Source organism: Nocardia carnea NBRC 14403 (assembly GCF_000308515.1).
Classification (GTDB): domain Bacteria; phylum Actinomycetota; class Actinomycetes; order Mycobacteriales; family Mycobacteriaceae; genus Nocardia; species Nocardia carnea.
The window spans coordinates 127,105-143,900 of record NZ_BAFV01000007.1; the positions used below are offsets into that span (position 1 = coordinate 127,105).

A 16,796-nucleotide genomic window follows, 5' to 3' on the forward strand; every position below is an offset into this window, starting at 1 on the left:
TCGTGGGGGCTGGTGAGGGGTGGTTCCGGTTGCGCACGTGGACGAATGTCCGATACCGTCGCTGCAAGCTCGCGGGGGCGGAGGAGCCGGTTCGGTCCTGCGGGAGATGTTCCGGATCGACACAGGGAGCAAAGTGGGCAACTGGCGAAGGTCGGGGTATGCCGTGCTGGTGGGGGCGAGTGTCGTTCTGGCGGCGGGGTGTGGGGAGTCCAACGGTGGGTCCGCGGAGCCGGAGGGGTCGGCGGCCGGGCAGTCGGTGGCACCGCAGGTACCGGAAAAGTTCGACCCCTGTGTAGACATCCCGCAGGAAATTCTCGATACGGAAAACCTGCATTCGACGAATAGCTCTACGTCCAAGGATGAGATGCGGCGCGGTGATATTGCGTGGAGCGGTTGTCGTTGGGTGGTGTCTGATGGTTATTCCACCAGCATCAGTGCGACGAACCTGACCATCGACATGGCGCGCGAGAAGGATGTGCAGCAAGTACGGGAAACCGTTGTGGCGGGCCGAACGGTCATCGTTACACAGCGTGACGATTCGGGGGATAGTTGCACACTCAACGCGGAGTTGGTGGGGGGAAGTCTCGAATTCGGGGTCACCAATCCACCATCGGGCAGGCTGACGGGGGACCAGGATGCCTGTGATATCGGACTGCGGTTGGCGGAGAAGGTGCTTCCGCTGGTGCCGGCGGACGCATAGGGTAGCGGTGAGGTATAGAAGTACCAGAACAGGGGCGGGTCATGGCGGATGAGGGTAGGCGTCCCTTTCAGAGTCAGATCGACGCGGCAAATGAGGGCCAGTTGTCGATGTCGTTCAGTGGGGATGTCCGGCTCAACGCGGAGGAGTTCGTCTACCTGGACCGGGACTGCCAGGCGATGAAGGACAAGATCCGTGAGCTCCAAGAGATCGCCGACAGGATCGCGGACCGGGAGGTATGGGGTCTGGGCGAGGCCCCGGCGAGCTGGATCAAGTCGGGCAAGGTCTTGGTGAAGCGTTTCCGCGACAAGGCCAATGGTGACGAGTCGGGCAATAGCGCGCACGCCATTCTGGAGCGTCATTACGTGATCATCGACGGTATCCAGGAGCTGCATCGGGTGATCGCGCAACGCTATCTGGACACCGATAGCGAGTTCGCGTCCCGCTACAACGAGGTGATGGCGTCCGCGCCGCAGGGATTTCAGGGGAAGCAGTGAGTGACGTCGGCTACGAGCAGTCGAGGATCCGAGGGCAGGACGCGGAGGATAACCCGACGGCCTATTCGCATGTGGAGATCAAACAGGTTTTCGACACCATGATCCCGACGGAGGCCTCCGCCGCCAGCGATGACTACGCGGCGCTCGCGTCGGGCTGGGAAGAAGGCGTCACCACGTTCGCGGCCCGGATCCGGCGTTCGAGCCAGTCGGCGTGGGAGGGCCCGGCGGCAGAGTCCGCGCGGAAGGCGATCGACGATTACGCGACCGACGCCACGAACCTGACCCCTGCCCTGCAGGGATTGGCGAACCGGGTCGACGATGCGGCGAACGCGGTATTGAACACCCAGCGCAACCTGCCGCCCGTGGTGGACGATCCGCAGAGCTGGTGGAACCCCGGAGACTGGTTCGACGACCACGAAGGTGACGTGAGTAAGGCCGACGAGAAGGCTCAGGAACAGTTCGTCACCCATTACCGAAGCGGCGTGGTGGCGGCGGATTCCCAGATCCCGGTATTGCCGCTGCCGAAGGACCCGGCGGCGGTGGAGCAGCCCGGCGGGGGTGATCCAGGAGTTCCGGGGAACACCAGCACCGGCGGAAACCCGGCCGGCCCCTCGGACAATCCGACCGGGCCGGGCACCCCGGGGCAGGAACTCCCCGGTGCGGAACAGCCCGGCGAAGAACGGCCCGGCGCGCAGCAACCGGCCGGGGAAGAAACCGGCCCGGGGGATACACAGCCGGCGTCCACCGAACCCGCCGGTACCACACCGCAATCCACAGTGCCGAGCACGACCGGTAGCCCTGGGATGCCGAGTGCCCCCGGTGGCCCTGGAAGCCCGGCCGGTACCCCCGGTCCGGGGGCTCCGGGGCCGGGCGTACCCGGACCGGGCCAGACCGTGCAGGGCTCGCCCGCACCGGCCGGGGTACCGGCGGGCACTGCCGGGGCCAAAGCACCGTCCGGTGCGCCCGCCGGGCGTGGCGGTATGCCGATGATGGGTGCCCCCGGCGGGGCTCGCGGCGGTTCCGGTGACGACGATGGCAACCGGCAGACCCCGGATTATCTGATCAACGAGGAGAACACCCGCGAACTGCTCGGGGAGGAAGCACCGACTCTGCCCGGCGGTGTGCTCGGCGCCGAGGCCCCCTCCGCGCAGCCCGCCGAACGACCTCCGGGTTACTGACCGCGCCGCACCGCCGGGCATAGTCGGCCCCGACCGCCCCGGCCGGAGCCGGTCGGGCCGCGTTGCAGGGCGGCACCTGCCGGGTGGTGCGCTGCGGCAGATGACCGCAATCCCCGGGTGCGCAGTACCCATCCGATACCGCCCACCGAAACTGCTGTCCTTCGGTCGGCGATCATCCGATCGTCGGCCCGCGAACGCTCTCCTGGAATGGATTTCACCCGCATGGCCTGGACCTGGGAACCGGACACCTTTGCCGCGCACTGGTTCGACGAGGGCAACGACCGGATGCCCGCACCCCTGCGCTACCGCAGCCGATTCCCCACGGTCGGCGGGTTCGAGGCGCATCGCGCGGCGGTCCGTGCCGGTGCTGATACCGACGAGCGGGAGCGCATCGGCCTTCTCGTGCACACCCTCGCGCACTGCGATATGCGGATCGAGATCCGGTTCGGTTCGGTGAAACACCGGGGCGGCGACGGCCACACCCGCAAGGATCTGCGTGTCGTCGGCGCCCGGACCTACGCGCACGCAGTGGTGCTGAGCCAGACCGCTGTCCGCGGCGAGGACAGCGATATCCGGGCCCAGTTGCTGCGTGCGGACCAGCTGCCCGCCGCCCTCGCCGCCGCCCTTCCGCCCTGCGAACCCGGCCGCGACAAACCCGTCACTTTCGACCTCGCCGACGTACAAGCTGCCAAGGAAGCCGGATTTTCCGTCCAGGACACCAGAAGTCCCCGCGGCCGTTTCGCTCAGCTGGCTCGCCGCCCGGCCGACGGAGGTGGGCAGGCCATCCTCCGGCTCGGCAATTTCCATGCCGCCCCCAACCGCCATCGGGTCCTGCAATGGGGCGATTTCACCGGCGACGGCCGCTATGTCGAACAACGCAACCGCACCCACCTCGAACTGCGTCCCGCGACTGCCCAGGGTTTGATCGCCATCTTCGCCGGGTGGATCGACCAGGCCGAACGCACCCTCCGCGAAGAAGCCGAAGACGCCTATTACTGACAGGCAGTAGCGGTATGCGCAGGCCATTCTGCGCTCCAGGGGGTTCCGTGCCGAGCTGACCATGGGACCTGCGCGGTGCCCGAACCTGTGCGCAGAATCGTGGGTGGTGTTCACTGGTAGTCCTCGGCGGTGAGTAGTGGCGGATACAGACCCTTTTCGATCACGTGGATATCGGTCCAGGGGCAGCGCGAGAAGCCGTGCGGTCCGATCCGTCCCGCCTGGACCGGTGCGAATTCCGGGCATCCAGCAGGACAGGCGATCGAGGCGATCGGACCCCACGGTCTCCCACCGTGATGAATGACGATCCGCAGTTGTCGTGTGGTGATGAACGGTTCGCAACCGCACGGCGGCGCGGCGTCCCGGACCCCGACCTCGATCCAGGGGCACAGACCGACGACATTGCGGAAATGCGGTGCGATCTGCCCACCGATCACCTGGGCGCCGCGTAAGCAGAACAGCGATTCCGGACATCGGATGATGAGTTCTTCCTCGTCATGCCGGGCAATGTCCAGTGCCTCCAGGGGGATCCAAGGCTCGGTGTGCAGGTCGCAGGTATCAACGGTCACACTGCGCCCCGGGATGGTTCGCGCGGTATCGGGCGATGACACCGTCGATTTCCTGTTGGGTCCGGGTCTGGTGCCCCCGCCCCGTGTCGAGCTCGCGCAGGCTTCGCGCAACTCGTTCGAGCACATCGAGGTCGTAGCATTCGGCCGCCCGCCAGAGTCGGGACGCTGCCTCTTCCGTTCGGTGACTGGGTGTCGTTCGCCGAGGTAGCGCGGGTGCCCAGGTCTCGGACTGCTCGGTGTGGATCCGCGGCATGACTGCCTCCGCTCGTCGATCGCTTCTCGTCGGGCCGTGCTCTATCGCCGGCCCAGTAGAGCGGATTAACCGGCGAATCCAGTCGTGCTGCGGATGATCCGATCGAATCGATTCGAAGGCCGAGAACACGATCCGACGGACGCTGGACGCTCGTCCGCGAACCGCACCCCTCTCATCCAGAGAAAACGGATGCCATTTTTGGATATCGGCTCGGGTCGGCGTACCGCGCATCGGCCCACCTGTTCCACGGCGGAACTGCCATATCCAAATGGAACGATTCACAATGGGGCAGTTGTGCTTTGGTCGTAATCGGTGCGAGTATCGGCTGGCTCCAGCGCGATGCGCGGGGAATCCGACCGGTGGTCAGAACAAATTCGAGGGCGTGATTCAGGGGAAAGTAGGTTGTCATGGCAGATATCGGGTCGACCCTTCCGCGTCGCCAAATCGGGCGATATCTGCGGGACCTACGGCAGGGCGCCGGGCTCACCATCGCGGAAGTGGCGCGGCGTATCGAACGCGGTGCCACCACCGTGCAACGACTGGAAACCGGGGCAGCCGACCGGATCCGGCTATGGGATATCGAAGCGATCTGCCGCGTATGCGGTGCCGACGAGACAACGATCGAAGCACTGAAAGGCCTTGCTCAGCAGGGCGACAGCAAGAGATGGTGGCATCAGTACGGTGATCTGATCCCGCTGGACTTCGACGTGTACATGGGCCTGGAAGCGGGTGCGCGGAAACTGACGTCGTTCCAAGAACTCGTCCCCGGCCTGTTGCAGACGCTGGACTACGCACGGACGCTCACCCGGGTCGCGCACCCATCCGCGCCGGACAGCGAGATTGCCCGGCGTGTAGAACTGCGCGGGCGTCGCCAGATCATGCTCACGAAGAAGAACGAGCCTGTACCATTCGACGTCGTATTGGATGAATCGGTGCTGCACAGGGTGATCGGTAGCCGCCGGATCATGGAGGCGCAACTTCGGCACCTTGCAGACATAGGAACACGGGCGAATATCGTTATCCGTGTGCTCCCCTTCACCGCGGGTATTCCGTTGGGAGACTTGACCGGGCCGTTCATGATTTTGGACTTCGAAGTCCTGCCGGCAGGTACTTCCACCGAACCGCCCGTCGTCTACGCCGAGGGTTACACCGGGGACATGTACTTCGAAGATCCGGACGTGGTCGAGCAATATCGAAACGCGCACGCTGACCTGCGGCGGGTAGCCTTGAATGAGCAGGACAGCAGGCAACTGCTTCGCGAGAAGGCAAGGGAGTTCGCAAGGTGAGCGTCGATCTATCCGATACCCGCTGGTTCAAGAGCAGTTACAGCGGCGGCAGCCGGGAGTGCGTCGAGGTGGCGTTCATCAAAGGCAATGTAGTCGGTGTGCGCGATTCCAAGGATCGCGGCGGCCCGGCTCTGTCCTTCACCCCTGCGGCCTGGGCCGCCTTCACATCGAATGCCCGCTCCGGCCGATTCGACCGCCGGTAGCTCACAGTGAAGTAACCATGGACGACCGAAGACCGGTGTCGATCGCGATTCGACCCGATCCTGCGGCACATATGCAGGCCAGGCGCCCCGCGACCTTCGTGGTGGCGGAGCCACTACCGGATCGGTGCAGCAGGCACGGACGCGATGCCGCGGTACGGCTATCGATCGAAGCGGAGTTCGCCGAGCCCGATCCGGAATCCCAGCAGTTGACCTTCATCCATGACATAGTCGACGGCCCCGGCCGCGGCTCCTTGGTGAACGCCTTCCGGACCCCAGCCGCCGACGCGATAGTTACAGCGCAATGGCCCTGCTGCCCATCCTGCCTGCGCCATATGCGGTTCTTTCGCTGGACGGGCCGCGTGCTCGTCGGAGTCGCGATACTGATCCCGTTCCTATCCCTCGTCCCGATAGCCGCGCCGGACTGGTTCCGCTCGCTCGCCATCTACGACAACACGATTGCGTTCCACCAACTGGCTTCGTTCCTTGCGTCTACTTTCCTCTCGTTGCTCATAGCCGCACGTGGCGCATTCAGCTACGCGCGGCCGATACTGCAGGCCCGGCTGAACGAAAACCGCTTCGCGCTGGCCGTATCGGCCGCCCACCCGGAATTCGCTACGGAATTGGATGACCTCCGCACGCAGGGTTTGGCGGCGTCATAGTCGAAGGGCGTGGTCACTTGGACGGTGGGTTGCTGGCGATCTGGACGGTGGGTCGGTGGTCATTTGGACGGAACGTGCACGGCCACGCCTGGTCAGTACCGATTGCCAAAGATAACTTTTAGTTTTGCGAACCATGATGCTCAAAACTAAAGGTTATGTTTAGGTGCTAGGGTTGTTTTGTGCGGCATGACGAGAGCGGACGTCGCGATCAGCTGTGGGAACTGGCCACTCGGCAACGGGGGTACTTCACTGCCGCCGATGCTCTGCGCGTCGGCTATTCGTACCAGGCGCAACGGCATCACAAGTCCCATGGCAACTGGATACCGATAGATCGGGGGATCTACCGGCTCCGTGAATACCTGGCACTGCCAGGGCAGGAAACCGATCATCTCGTCCGCTGGATGCTATGGAGCGGTGGCGCGGCCGTTGCCTCCCATACGACCGCACTTGCCGTCCATGACCTGGGTATCGCCAATCCCGCCGAGGTCCACTTGACCGTGCCCCCCGGCTTTCGACGGAAAAAGGCCGCGGTCGTTCTCCATCGCGCGACGCTGGACGACCACGAGATCGAAGACCACGAAGGTTTCCGTGTCACCACACCGCTGCGCGCTGTGCTGGAAACGGCCCAAGCAGGGATCGATCAAGACGTGGTCGACTCGGCGGTGACCGAACTTCTCGACCGCGGATTCAGCAGCCGCCGGCGCCTGCTACACGGCGCACAGGAGGTTGGCCCGCGAGCCGAGCTCGCCATCGAACGTGCCCTCAGAGGAGGAGACGGGTGAAGCGTTACCGCAATGGCGTCGACCTGCGGCAAGCTCTGGAGATCCGTTTGAAACGTGAGGCCGATGAACAATCCACCGATCTCGGCAGGCTTCGCCGTCGCGTGGTCTTCGACCGGCTGGCGGTGCGACTGGCAATCGACCCCGAGAACACCTGGATTCTGAAGGGTGGCGCGGCTTTGGAGTTCCGGCTCTACCCGCGGGCTCGGGCCACCAAAGACATCGATCTGGCACTCGCCGCAGGACAGGTCGACGGATATACGGTTCGGGATCTCCTGATCGACGCGATGGCGGACGATGTAGATCAGGATTGGTTCAGCTTCCAAGTATCGCAGCCAACGGCGCTACGCGCCGACGCCGGCGGTCGTGAGGCTTGGCGGTTCTCCCTCAACGCCTTCCTGGGTGGTAAATCGTTTGCAGGAGTCCGCTTGGATGTTGCTGACCGACACGCAGAGCTCGCCGCGACCGAGCAGTTGGAGCTTCCCGGCATGCTGCAGTTCGCCGGAATCCCGCCCCGGGTGATCGAAGCTGTGGACCGCAACCAGCACTTTGCCGAGAAGCTACATGCACTCACCAAGGACTATGGTGACCGTCCGAATACCCGGGTCAAAGACTTGGTCGATCTCGTCCTCCTGATCGAAGCTGGTCTCCAGCCGGGTGCAGTGCTCGTCGCTGTGGTCCAGCATGTGTTCGGGATCCGACAGACGCATCAACTACCGCCCCGTCTGCCGGACCCACCGCCCCTCTGGCGGGACCAGTATCCGGTCGCCGAAGCCGGTCTCACCGACACTGGACCGGACCTTGCCGCGGCCATCAAGGTCGTCCGGACCTTCTGGACGGCGGCGGTCGGCAGCACTACCTGAGCGGGGTAGCCACTTACGCCGCCCGATACCGGGCCCGTCCGAGCCGGCGGACCGAATCCGCCGAACCCGGCAATCTCAAGCCGGTTCGCTCGCCGGTTCCTCCGTCCATTCCGGCGGGAGATCGAACAGCGGGAAAAGCCGTTCGGTATCGAGGAAGAAGTTCAGGCCCGCGATCACGCCGTCCTGCATTTCCAGCACCGTGACCGACCACGGCACCCAGCGGCCCGGTTCGCCGCTCGGCTTGTAATGGCCGAAGGCCGGGTGGCCGTTGGCGCCGCCCAGCGGAACCAGCCGGGAATTGCGGCAGGCCGCGCCCGTGCCGAGCATGAAGGCGGCCACGTTCTCCGGGCCGGAGACCCAAAGATCGAAGGGCGGCATGGACAGCGCCACATCGGTTTTCAGCAGTGTGGTGAGCGCGTCCATATCGTAGGACTCGAAGGCGGTGACGAAATCGTTGATCAGTTTGCGCTGATCGGTATCGGTTTCGTCGTAGCTGTCGGTTTCGGCCGGTTTGACCTTGCTCATGGTGGCGCGGGCGCGCTGCAGGGCGCTGTTCACCGACGCGGTGCTCATGGTGAGTGCCTCGGCGGTTTCGTTGGCCGAGAAACGCAGCACCTCGCGCATGATCAGGATGGCGCGCTGGGTGGCGGGCAGATGCTGGCAGGCCGCGACGAACGCCAGGCGCAGGCTGTCCTTGGCGCTGAGGTGATCGGCCGGATCGGACCCGAAGGCGAGCGAGTTCGGGATGGGTTCGACCCAGACGTAATCGGGTTTGGGCGGGCCGAGCGGATGATCGGGGCTGCCGGGGCTGGACAGGTCCATCGGCCGGGCCCGGCGCTGCGGGCCGTCGAGCATATCCAGGCAGATATTGGTGGTGATCTTGTACAGCCAGGAACGCAGGCTGGACCGGCCCTCGAACGAGTCGTAGGACTTCCAGGCGCGGGTGAAGGCGTCCTGGACGGCGTCCTCGGCCTCGAAGGACGAACCCAGCATGCGGTAGGCGTAGGCGCAGAGCTCACGCCGATGTGATTCGAAGGATCTCAGTACGTCGGCGTCGATCGTGCCGGTCTGCTCGCTCATGGTGCCACTGTGGCACAGCGCACCGACACGTGAACAGAGGATGAAAAAGCCTGTTCACAGGTGCGCCACTGCAGTCCCGGCAGGCACAACCGCCACATATGCGACATCCGTCGAGGCGCCGTCCGGCGGTGTCCTGGTTCGGCGGGATCGCGCCCGGAAACTGCCGGTCTCGCCCTTCCGGCGGCGGCGCGCCCGGTCGTCCGGCGCTCTCGGTTGCCCGCCGGAGCGCCGATTCCGCGGCCGGTCGTCGTCCACCCCTATGGACGTGGGGTAGCGCCTGAAGCCGATCAATGAGTCGCCCGGCACGCTACGGCCCGTCGGATGCGCGGGACCTGTTCGGGCGCTCGTCGAGATCGGTGGCCGATGTTCGTCATCACATTCCCCCCGCAACCCGTGTGCCGGCAGCCTTCGGGAGGAGTGGCACAGGAAGAATGCTCCCGGTCTTCGAAGTTCGCCGGGCCGCGGCGAAAAGTCTCCGGCGCCGCCGATGAGTTTCCGATGCGGTCGCCGTCTCTACCCATAAGCCGGCCAGAGACCACGCCAACCGCTTCGAGAGGACCGAAACCGTGAGCAGCAAAATGATTTTCGTGAACCTGCCCGTCACCGATCTGGCACGTTCCAAGAATTTCTACGAATCGCTGGGCTGGAAGGTGAACGACGATTTCACCGACGAGAACGCCGCTTGCATCGTGGTCGACGACAATATCTGCCTGATGCTGCTCACCCACGAGCACTTCGGGGTGTTCAGCAAGCGCCCGATCGCCGACACCAAAGCCACCACCGGGGCTGCCTACGCACTCTCGCTCGGCAGCGCCGACGAGGTGGACCGGCTCACCGATGCGGCCGTCGCCGCCGGTGGTACCGAAGAGGTCAATACCGATAAGCAGGCGCAGGAAGCACAGGTCGGGATGCACGGACGCACCTTCCTGGATCCGGACGGGCACCAGTGGGAGCCGTTCTACATGAACTACCCCGGCGCCGAATAACAGCGCGTACTGATACGAATGTCCCGGTCGACAGCTGTCGACCGGGACATTCTGCTGTTCGGTCCGCGCTTACGTGGCCGCCGCTGTGAGCCGGACAGGGCGTCGGCTATGCGCGACCCCGAACGCTCACTTACCGCTGAAGGTGGGCTTGCGCTTCTCCTTGAAGGCCTTCGGACCTTCCTTGGCGTCTGCGGACTGGAAGACCGCCATGCCGAGCTTGGCGTCGATCTGGAACGCCTCTTCCTCGGGCATGCATTCGGTGTCGCGGATGGTCTGCAGGATCGCCTGGACCGCGAGCGGGCCGTTGGCGGCGATCAGGTCGGCCAGTTCGAGGGCCTTGTCCAGCGCCTGGCCGTCCGGGACGACATGGCCGACGAGGCCGATGTCCTTGGCTTCGGCGGCCGTGAGATGCCGGCCGGTCAGCAGGATATCCGCGGCCACGGTGTACGGGACCTGGCGGACCAGCCGGACCGCGGAGCCGCCCAGCGGGAACAGGCCCCAGCGCGCCTCGGAGACGCCGAACTTGGCGCTCTCGGCGGCGACCCGGATATCGGTACCCTGCAGGATCTCGGTACCGCCGGCGATGGCAGCCCCCTCGACAGCCGCGATGAGCGGTTTCGTGAGGCGACGGCCCTTGAGCAGTGCCTCGATCTTGGACAGATCCCAGCCGCCTCCGGCGAACGAGTCCCCGGGGTGCTGCTGGGTCATACCCTTGAGGTCGGCGCCCGCGCAGAACGCGCCGCCGGCGCCGGTCAGGATCGCGACCCGGATCTCCGGATCGTTGTCCACCTGATCCCAGGCGTCGCGCATGATCGCCATCATTTCGCCCGAGAGCGCGTTACGGGCCTCGGGGCGGTTCATGGTGACGATGAGGACGTGGCCGCGCTTCTCGACGAGGCATTGAGGCATCGTTGTTTCTCCTGTTACTCGGACCCTTGCCAGAAACAGTAACACGTTCTATTTTTGACCTTGTGACGTACAACATAGCCGACCTCGTCGAACACACAATCGATCTCGTGCCGGACCGGGTTGCGCTGGCTGACGACCACCGCTCGGAGACCTTTGCCCAACTGGAGGACCGCGCCAACAGGCTGGCGCACTACCTGCTGGAACACGGAGTGCAGCCGGGCGACAAGGTCGGCATCTACTCGCGCAACACCATCGAAGCCGTCGAGTCGATGCTGGCGGTCTTCAAAGCGCGGGCAGTGATGGTCAACGTCAACTTCCGCTACGTCGAGAACGAGTTGCAATACATCTTCGAAAATTCGGACATGGTGGCGCTGATCCACGAGCGCCGCTACACCGACAAGGTGACCAATGTCCGGTCGAAGGTGCAGCAGTTGAAGACCGTGCTCGTCGTCGACGACGGCACCGACGCCGCCACCGCCGAAGGCTCGGTGGATTACGAAGCGGCCCTGGCGGAATCATCCGGCGAACGCGATTTCGGCGACCGCTCGAACGACGACATCTTCATGCTCTACACCGGCGGCACCACCGGGATGCCCAAGGGCGTCATGTGGCGCCACGAGGACTGGTGGCGCGTGCTCGGCGGCGGTATCAACTTCATGACCGGCGAATACGTGCAGGACGAATGGCAGCAGGCCAAGAACGGCGCGGCCGGCGGCCAGATGGTGCGGTACCCGATCCCGCCGCTGATCCACGGTGGTTCGCAGACCGCCGTCTTCCACGGTCTGTTCGACGGCGGCAAGACCATCATGATCCCGGAATTCGACGCGCACACCGTCTGGCAGGCCGTCGACGCACACGCCATCAACATGATCTTCATCACCGGCGATGCCATGGCCCGGCCGATGCTGGACGCGCTCGAGACCGGCCATCCGGAAAAGGGTGAGCCCTACGAGCACGCCAGCCTGTGGGCCATGGCGAGCAGTGCGGCGCTGTTCTCACCATCGCTCAAGGACCGCTATATCGAGCTGCTCCCGAACACGGTCATCACCGATTCGATCGGCTCCTCGGAAACCGGGTTCGGTGGTATCTCCATCGCCGCCAAGGGCGCCACCCACACCGGTGGCCCGCGAGTGAAGATCGACGCGTCCACCGCGGTGATCGACGACGACGGCAACCCGGTGGCACCCGGCTCCGGGCAGGTCGGCCTGCTGGCCCGCAAGGGGCATATCCCGGTCGGCTACTACAACGACCCGGTGAAAACCGCGGCGACGTTCAAGGAATTCAACGGCGTCCGGTACTCGATCCCCGGCGATTACGCGCGGGTCGAGGAAGACGGCGCCGTCACCATGCTGGGTCGCGGCTCGGTGAGCATCAACAGCGGCGGCGAGAAGATCTACCCCGAAGAGGTCGAGGGCGCAATGAAATGCCACCCCGAGATCTTCGATGTGCTGGTGGTCGGTGTTCCCGACGAACGCTGGGGTCAGCGAGTGGCGGCCGTGGTGCAGTGCCGCGGCGATAAGCGCCCCACGCTGGAGGAACTGCGCCCGGTGCTGACCCAGGAGATCTCCTCCTACAAGATGCCCCGCAGTCTGTGGTTCGTCGACGAGATCAAACGCTCCCCGGCCGGTAAGCCCGACTACAAGTGGGCCAAGGCGTATACCGAGGAGCGCGACGCCGACGAGCACTCCCAGGCGGGTAGTTCGTCGTAATCTCGGATTGACTCGGGACTGCCGGACTTCGGCGGTCCCGAGTCGTTTTATATGCTGGGTCCTCCGCAACTCGAAGCCAGAGGACGGATCATGGAGCAATTCGCCGACGACGATCGTGCCGAGCAGGCCGATGAGAATTCGCGATTGTTCGACCTGGTTGCCGATCACGTCCTGGCGGTGAGCGCCGAACTGAATCGGAGACTCGCCTGAGCAATGCCTTCTCGACTCACCGGATCGGAACGATCAGGTCCACGGTGGGGAAGTATCCTTTGAAGCGCTGCTCGTCCCGTGTCAGTAGCCGGTATCCGGCAATTGCCGCGTGCGCGCCGATATAGAAGTCGGGCATGGGTGAGCGTTTCGTGCCGTCGTTTCGGCGATAGCGTTGATAGGCCTTGCCGGCCAAGAATCCGGCCCGGAAGGGCAGCGGTTCGCGGATGAAGTCGTCGGCCGGCAGCAGCCTGTCCAGCGTCTCGACTGTTTGATAACCGACCGACACCTCGGCGTACACGATCGGATTGATCACCACACGGCCGTAGTCGACTGCGTCGGCCAGCCTGTCAGCCGACCACTGCGCCCAGTTCTTATCGTCGGTCAGTACGTCCAGCAGTACGCAGGAATCGACCAGTGTTGTCGGGCCGCCGATCGGGTGCAGATTAGTCACCACGAAGCAGTTCCATGATTTCGTCGGTGCTCATACCCTCGATCTCTTTGCTGTTCGCGGTGCCACGCATTCGATCGACCAGTCGCCGGCCGCGGGTGGGGGTGTTATCGCTGCGGACGATTCGAAGTGCGCCATCGACCTCGATCACCTCCACGTCGTCTCCTTCGCGAAGGTTGAATTTTGTGCGTAGCGCCGAGGGGATAGTGACCTGTCCTTTGCTGTTGAGTATCACCGCGTGCTCCCGTTCTACGTAATACGTGTGATACGTAATACTACGCGCTGCCATCGGCAGCAAGTTGGTCAGATAGCAGGCTGCAGCGCGCTCAGTCGGCAAGCCTGTCGATCAGTGTGCGGTGCCGATCGGCAAACCGGTGTGATAATTCGCGAACCTGGGCATCGGGGGTTTCCTCCGTGGTCTCCGCTGCCGTTCCGCTGTGGGCCAGTCTGGCGGCGGCGATATCGCCTGCATGATCCACTGCCCAGCCGGCAATAGCCGAGAGGGGATCGAGGAGTGTTTCGCCCAAAGGCGTGAGGCTGTACCGGACCGTTGGCGGGGCGGTCGGGTAGGCCGTCCGGTCGACGAGGCCGTCCGCTTCGAGGATGCGCAGGGTTCGGGTCAGCATGCGGCGGCTGACGTCTTCGATCGAGCGGTGCAGTTCGTTGTAGTGGTAGGGGCGGCGCGCCAGTCGGGCAATCACCAGCAGGGTCCATTTATCGCCGAGGATTCGGACGATATCGGTGACCGGGCAGGCCTCATAGTCGGCGCTGGGGACGGTCGCGGGGAGTTCCGCCGCGGCGAAGGAGGGGACCTGCGCTGGGGTGGGGAACATAAAAGTGCCTTCTTCCGGGGGCGGTAATCGCTGTCGAGGATGGGGATCGACAGGTGGACCGATGGAGGTGCGATGACGAGGACCGTTGTTATCAGTGGTGGTACCGATGGTATGGGGCGCGCGTTCGCGCTGGAGCGGCTTGCCCTGGGTGATCGGGTAGTGGCAATCGGCAGCAACCCGGCCAAGGGCGATTCGTTGCTGGCTGCCGCCGGGCCCGACTCGGACCGTGCGCGTTTTCTGCAGGCCGACCTGAGTTCGGTAGCGGAGACGCGAAAAGTCGTCGCCGAAATAGCGTCGGAGTACGCGGCAGTCGATGCGCTGCTGCTGTTCGCGAACCGGACCTCACCGAAACGCATCCAGACCGAGGAGGGATTCGAGCGTACCTTCGCGCTGTACTACCTCAGCCGGTATCTGCTCTCGTACGGGTTGGTTCCGCTGCTCGAGCACAGTGCACAGCCGGTGATCGTGAACATTGCCGGAGTCGGTGTCCGGAAAGGGGCGGTGAACTGGGACGACCCGCATCTCGCGCACGGCTACAGCGTGGTCCGTGCCCAGTTGCAAGCCGGGCGGGCGAACGACCTGCTGGGAGTTTCGTTCGCCGGACGATACGGCGGGAAGATCGGGTACGTCCTTTACCACCCCGGATTCACTCGTAGTGGCGACCTCTCACCACTGAATCCGGTCGCCAGGACAGCCATCAGAACCCTCGCCGCGCTCGCCGCCCGGCCCGTACGCACCGCGATTCACCCGATCCACGATTTCGTCGATACTCCGGCCGCGGTGCCGCTGCGCGCCATCGATCGCGGCCGCTCCCTGGATCTGTCGCTGCCCACCCTCGACCCGGGGACAGCCGAACGCCTTTCCCGGCTCACCGAGAAGCTGCTGGCAGCGCAGGCGTGAAGAATTGCCGGACGCCCCGGAGGTTGATCAGGCGGTCCGCCACCCCCGCGCTCCGGAGTGTCACCCGCGGCGGGGCTGGATGCTGCCTGTTGCCACTCTCCCGGCATCCTGCGGGACTTGCTCAGGGCATCCCGCGGGACTCACTCGTGGCGTCGCCCGGGACTCAGGCGAAGGTCTGGCTGTCCGCGGCATAGCTGGGCCGCTCGTGCTGATTGCGACGCCGCGCGGTGCGAGTACGGTGCCACGAGTGGCCGGTATTCCGCATTCGGCTGTCCGATTCATCGGTCCCGGGGCGGGATTCGGGGATTTTCCTGATGCAGGGCAGTGCAACCGTCTGCGAAACTCGGCGGGACGTGATCGTTCCGATCGAAAGTGAGTCCGTGGGTATCACTCGTTTCCTCGCCTTCGTAGCGATTCTCGCGGTCACGCTAGGGGCGGCGGCCACCGCACCCGGGACGGCCGCGCCCATCCCCTCCGGGTCCGAGCTCGGTGCGGCGCTGCCGCCCCCGACCGGCCCGTTCCCGGTCGGTGTCCAGGAGTTCCACCTGGTCGACGATCGGCCCGACCCGTGGGTTCCGGATCGTGACCGCGAATTGATGGTCTCCGCCTGGTATCCCGCATTGGCGCCGATCGGCCGGCCGGACCCCTATGCCACGCCCGAGGAGTCGGCGCTCATCCTCGCATCCCTCGGCTTGGAGGGTTTCGCACCGGACTCGCTCAACAAGATACGAACGCACGCTTATATCGATGCGCCGAGATGGGGGCACCCACTACCCACGGTCGTGCTTTCGCCCGGTTTCAGTATGCCGCGAGCATCGCTTACCGGCCTCGCCGAGGAACTCGCCGGCCGCGGCTATCTCGTGCTCGGCATCGACCACACATACGAGGCCTCCGCCGTGACCTTCCCGGACGGTCGCATCACCGAATGCGCAGCCTGCCGAGGCCGACTGGACGCCGTGGCGGTCGCGCGCAACCGTGCACAGGATGTGTCCTTCGTGCTCGACGAACTGTCCGGACGACTACCGCTGGACTCCTCCCGGATCGCCATGGGGGGCCATTCCGCGGGCGGCTTCACCGCACCCTATGCACTCGCCGAGGACAGCCGGATCCGCGCGGGATTCAACCTGGACGGAACGTTTCCCGCCGCGCCTTACGGCCGGGCTGTCGACCGGCCGTTCCTGATGATGGGGGCACCGCTGCACGCACCCGACGGCAAGTCCGGCGCGAAATGGGCTACGGCCTACGACGGGTTCGCCGGCTGGAAACGCTGGTTGTCGGTGGACGGCACGTCACATTCGTCCTTTACCGACTACGCGCCGATCGCCGCGGCCCTCGGTTACCGGGTCCCGGATACGACGATCGACGGCAAACGCGCGATGGATCTGACCCGGCGATACGTCACCGCCTTCGTCGACTTCCACCTGCGCGGTATTCCGCAGCCGATCCTCGAAGCGCCGGACCCGGCGAGCCCCGAGGTCCGCTTCCACTGATCGGATGTGCAACCCGGTCGCCTGGTTGCTTACTCACAGGGAACGGCGAACCGGTAGTCGCCGTGGTTTCCGGTTGCTCCGGCAGGACGCTCGACCACTGAACCGCGCGCCCGGTCCGACTCGTCCGCGGCTGTACCCGGACAGGAATCGACTACTACTTTCCCTCGCGCCTCCACCTGAAGTCCGTTCGGCGCCGACCGGCACCGTTGTGGGGGCGCCACAGTCGCGAGGACAGGGTCGCACCTTCGCTG

19 protein-coding genes are annotated in these 16,796 nt (G+C 65.0%); 13 read left to right on the top strand and 6 right to left on the bottom strand.

Annotation, left to right across the window (positions count from 1 at the left end):
* The first annotated feature begins 133 nt into the window (after positions 1-133).
* The 4 genes from ON22_RS02380 (at position 134) to ON22_RS02395 (ending at position 3,371) form a co-directional block, all read left to right on the top strand.
* A complete protein-coding gene (locus ON22_RS02380) occupies positions 134-700 on the top strand; it encodes a DUF3558 domain-containing protein (RefSeq protein ID WP_033244538.1) in 567 nt (188 codons plus the stop codon).
* Between the two features lie 107 nt (positions 701-807).
* On the top strand, positions 808-1,194 hold the full coding sequence (locus tag ON22_RS02385) for a hypothetical protein (RefSeq protein WP_231508548.1): 387 nt from the start codon (positions 808-810) through the stop codon (positions 1,192-1,194).
* The gene (locus ON22_RS02390; protein ID WP_051157075.1) at positions 1,191-2,372 is read left to right on the top strand and encodes a hypothetical protein; all 1,182 of its coding nucleotides are present in this window, start codon (positions 1,191-1,193) and stop codon (positions 2,370-2,372) included. Before ON22_RS02385 ends, ON22_RS02390 begins: the two co-directional genes overlap by 4 nt.
* A gap of 207 nt (positions 2,373-2,579) precedes the next feature.
* Positions 2,580-3,371 (top strand): ESX secretion-associated protein EspG, encoded by a 792-nt coding sequence (locus ON22_RS02395; protein ID WP_231508549.1) that lies wholly within the window; start codon positions 2,580-2,582, stop codon positions 3,369-3,371.
* A 110-nt stretch (positions 3,372-3,481) separates the two neighbouring features.
* Here the strand turns inward: ON22_RS02395 and ON22_RS02400 are convergent, their stop codons facing one another.
* The gene (locus ON22_RS02400) at positions 3,482-3,937 is read right to left on the bottom strand and encodes a hypothetical protein (RefSeq protein WP_033244052.1); all 456 of its coding nucleotides are present in this window, start codon (positions 3,935-3,937) and stop codon (positions 3,482-3,484) included.
* Positions 3,938-4,597: 660 nt separating this feature from the next.
* On the opposite strand from ON22_RS02400, the gene ON22_RS02410 reads away from it, so the two are divergent.
* From ON22_RS02410 to ON22_RS02430, 5 genes are all read left to right on the top strand, one after another.
* On the top strand, positions 4,598-5,476 hold the full coding sequence (locus ON22_RS02410; protein WP_033244054.1) for a helix-turn-helix domain-containing protein: 879 nt from the start codon (positions 4,598-4,600) through the stop codon (positions 5,474-5,476).
* Positions 5,473-5,679: a DUF397 domain-containing protein gene (locus tag ON22_RS02415; RefSeq protein ID WP_033244055.1), complete on the top strand. Its 207-nt coding sequence runs from the start codon at positions 5,473-5,475 to the stop codon at positions 5,677-5,679. Before ON22_RS02410 ends, ON22_RS02415 begins: the two co-directional genes overlap by 4 nt.
* 17 nt (positions 5,680-5,696) lie before the next feature.
* Positions 5,697-6,338: a hypothetical protein gene (locus ON22_RS02420; protein WP_156052286.1), complete on the top strand. Its 642-nt coding sequence runs from the start codon at positions 5,697-5,699 to the stop codon at positions 6,336-6,338.
* 179 nt (positions 6,339-6,517) lie between these two features.
* Positions 6,518-7,120 (top strand): type IV toxin-antitoxin system AbiEi family antitoxin domain-containing protein, encoded by a 603-nt coding sequence (locus tag ON22_RS02425; RefSeq protein ID WP_033244057.1) that lies wholly within the window; start codon positions 6,518-6,520, stop codon positions 7,118-7,120.
* Positions 7,117-7,980: a nucleotidyl transferase AbiEii/AbiGii toxin family protein gene (locus ON22_RS02430; protein ID WP_197039657.1), complete on the top strand. Its 864-nt coding sequence runs from the start codon at positions 7,117-7,119 to the stop codon at positions 7,978-7,980. The genes ON22_RS02425 and ON22_RS02430 overlap by 4 nt, the downstream gene beginning before the upstream one ends.
* A gap of 75 nt (positions 7,981-8,055) precedes the next feature.
* On the opposite strand, the gene ON22_RS02435 is transcribed toward ON22_RS02430, so the two are convergent.
* Entirely contained in the window at positions 8,056-9,060 is a 1,005-nt protein-coding gene (locus ON22_RS02435) for a sigma-70 family RNA polymerase sigma factor (protein WP_033244058.1), read from the bottom strand.
* A gap of 566 nt (positions 9,061-9,626) precedes the next feature.
* Here ON22_RS02435 and ON22_RS02440 point away from each other — a divergent pair.
* Entirely contained in the window at positions 9,627-10,046 is a 420-nt protein-coding gene (locus ON22_RS02440; protein ID WP_081595268.1) for a VOC family protein, read from the top strand.
* A 126-nt stretch (positions 10,047-10,172) separates the two neighbouring features.
* Here the strand turns inward: ON22_RS02440 and ON22_RS02445 are convergent, their stop codons facing one another.
* Positions 10,173-10,955, bottom strand: a complete 783-nt coding sequence (locus tag ON22_RS02445; protein ID WP_051157076.1) for a crotonase/enoyl-CoA hydratase family protein — start codon at positions 10,953-10,955, stop codon at positions 10,173-10,175.
* A gap of 62 nt (positions 10,956-11,017) precedes the next feature.
* Here ON22_RS02445 and ON22_RS02450 point away from each other — a divergent pair, with 62 nt between their 5' ends.
* Positions 11,018-12,664: an acyl-CoA synthetase gene (locus ON22_RS02450; RefSeq protein WP_033244060.1), complete on the top strand. Its 1,647-nt coding sequence runs from the start codon at positions 11,018-11,020 to the stop codon at positions 12,662-12,664.
* A 226-nt stretch (positions 12,665-12,890) separates the two neighbouring features.
* Here the strand turns inward: ON22_RS02450 and ON22_RS02455 are convergent, their stop codons facing one another.
* From ON22_RS02455 to ON22_RS02465, 3 genes are read right to left on the bottom strand one after another with little or no spacing between them, the layout of a single operon-like run.
* Positions 12,891-13,328 carry a type II toxin-antitoxin system VapC family toxin gene (locus ON22_RS02455; RefSeq protein WP_197039658.1) on the bottom strand — a complete coding sequence of 146 codons (438 nt, stop codon included), beginning with the start codon at positions 13,326-13,328 and terminating at the stop codon, positions 12,891-12,893.
* Positions 13,318-13,611 carry an AbrB/MazE/SpoVT family DNA-binding domain-containing protein gene (locus tag ON22_RS02460; protein WP_231508550.1) on the bottom strand — a complete coding sequence of 98 codons (294 nt, stop codon included), beginning with the start codon at positions 13,609-13,611 and terminating at the stop codon, positions 13,318-13,320. The genes ON22_RS02455 and ON22_RS02460 overlap by 11 nt, the downstream gene beginning before the upstream one ends.
* Positions 13,612-13,648: 37 nt before the next feature.
* Positions 13,649-14,155: a winged helix-turn-helix transcriptional regulator gene (locus tag ON22_RS02465; RefSeq protein ID WP_063820518.1), complete on the bottom strand. Its 507-nt coding sequence runs from the start codon at positions 14,153-14,155 to the stop codon at positions 13,649-13,651.
* A gap of 72 nt (positions 14,156-14,227) precedes the next feature.
* Between ON22_RS02465 and ON22_RS02470 the strand changes: the two genes are divergently transcribed.
* Positions 14,228-15,055, top strand: coding sequence for an SDR family NAD(P)-dependent oxidoreductase (locus ON22_RS02470; RefSeq protein ID WP_033244062.1), 828 nt, complete (start codon positions 14,228-14,230; stop codon positions 15,053-15,055).
* Positions 15,056-15,435: 380 nt separating this feature from the next.
* Positions 15,436-16,545, top strand: coding sequence for an alpha/beta hydrolase family protein (locus ON22_RS02475; protein ID WP_157170397.1), 1,110 nt, complete (start codon positions 15,436-15,438; stop codon positions 16,543-16,545).
* Positions 16,546-16,796: the final 251 nt, after the last annotated feature.

Coding starts and splice junctions, on each gene's coding strand:
- ON22_RS02385 (WP_231508548.1), top strand. CDS start 808: ATGTCGTTCAGTGGGGATGTCCGGCTCAACGCGGAGGAGTTCGTCTAC.
- ON22_RS02395 (WP_231508549.1), top strand. CDS start 2,580: ATGGATTTCACCCGCATGGCCTGGACCTGGGAACCGGACACCTTTGCC.
- ON22_RS02410 (WP_033244054.1), top strand. CDS start 4,598: ATGGCAGATATCGGGTCGACCCTTCCGCGTCGCCAAATCGGGCGATAT.
- ON22_RS02420 (WP_156052286.1), top strand. CDS start 5,697: ATGGACGACCGAAGACCGGTGTCGATCGCGATTCGACCCGATCCTGCG.
- ON22_RS02435 (WP_033244058.1), bottom strand. CDS start 9,060: ATGAGCGAGCAGACCGGCACGATCGACGCCGACGTACTGAGATCCTTC.
- ON22_RS02445 (WP_051157076.1), bottom strand. CDS start 10,955: ATGCCTCAATGCCTCGTCGAGAAGCGCGGCCACGTCCTCATCGTCACC.
- ON22_RS02460 (WP_231508550.1), bottom strand. CDS start 13,611: ATGGCAGCGCGTAGTATTACGTATCACACGTATTACGTAGAACGGGAG.
- ON22_RS02465 (WP_063820518.1), bottom strand. CDS start 14,155: ATGTTCCCCACCCCAGCGCAGGTCCCCTCCTTCGCCGCGGCGGAACTC.
- ON22_RS02470 (WP_033244062.1), top strand. CDS start 14,228: ATGACGAGGACCGTTGTTATCAGTGGTGGTACCGATGGTATGGGGCGC.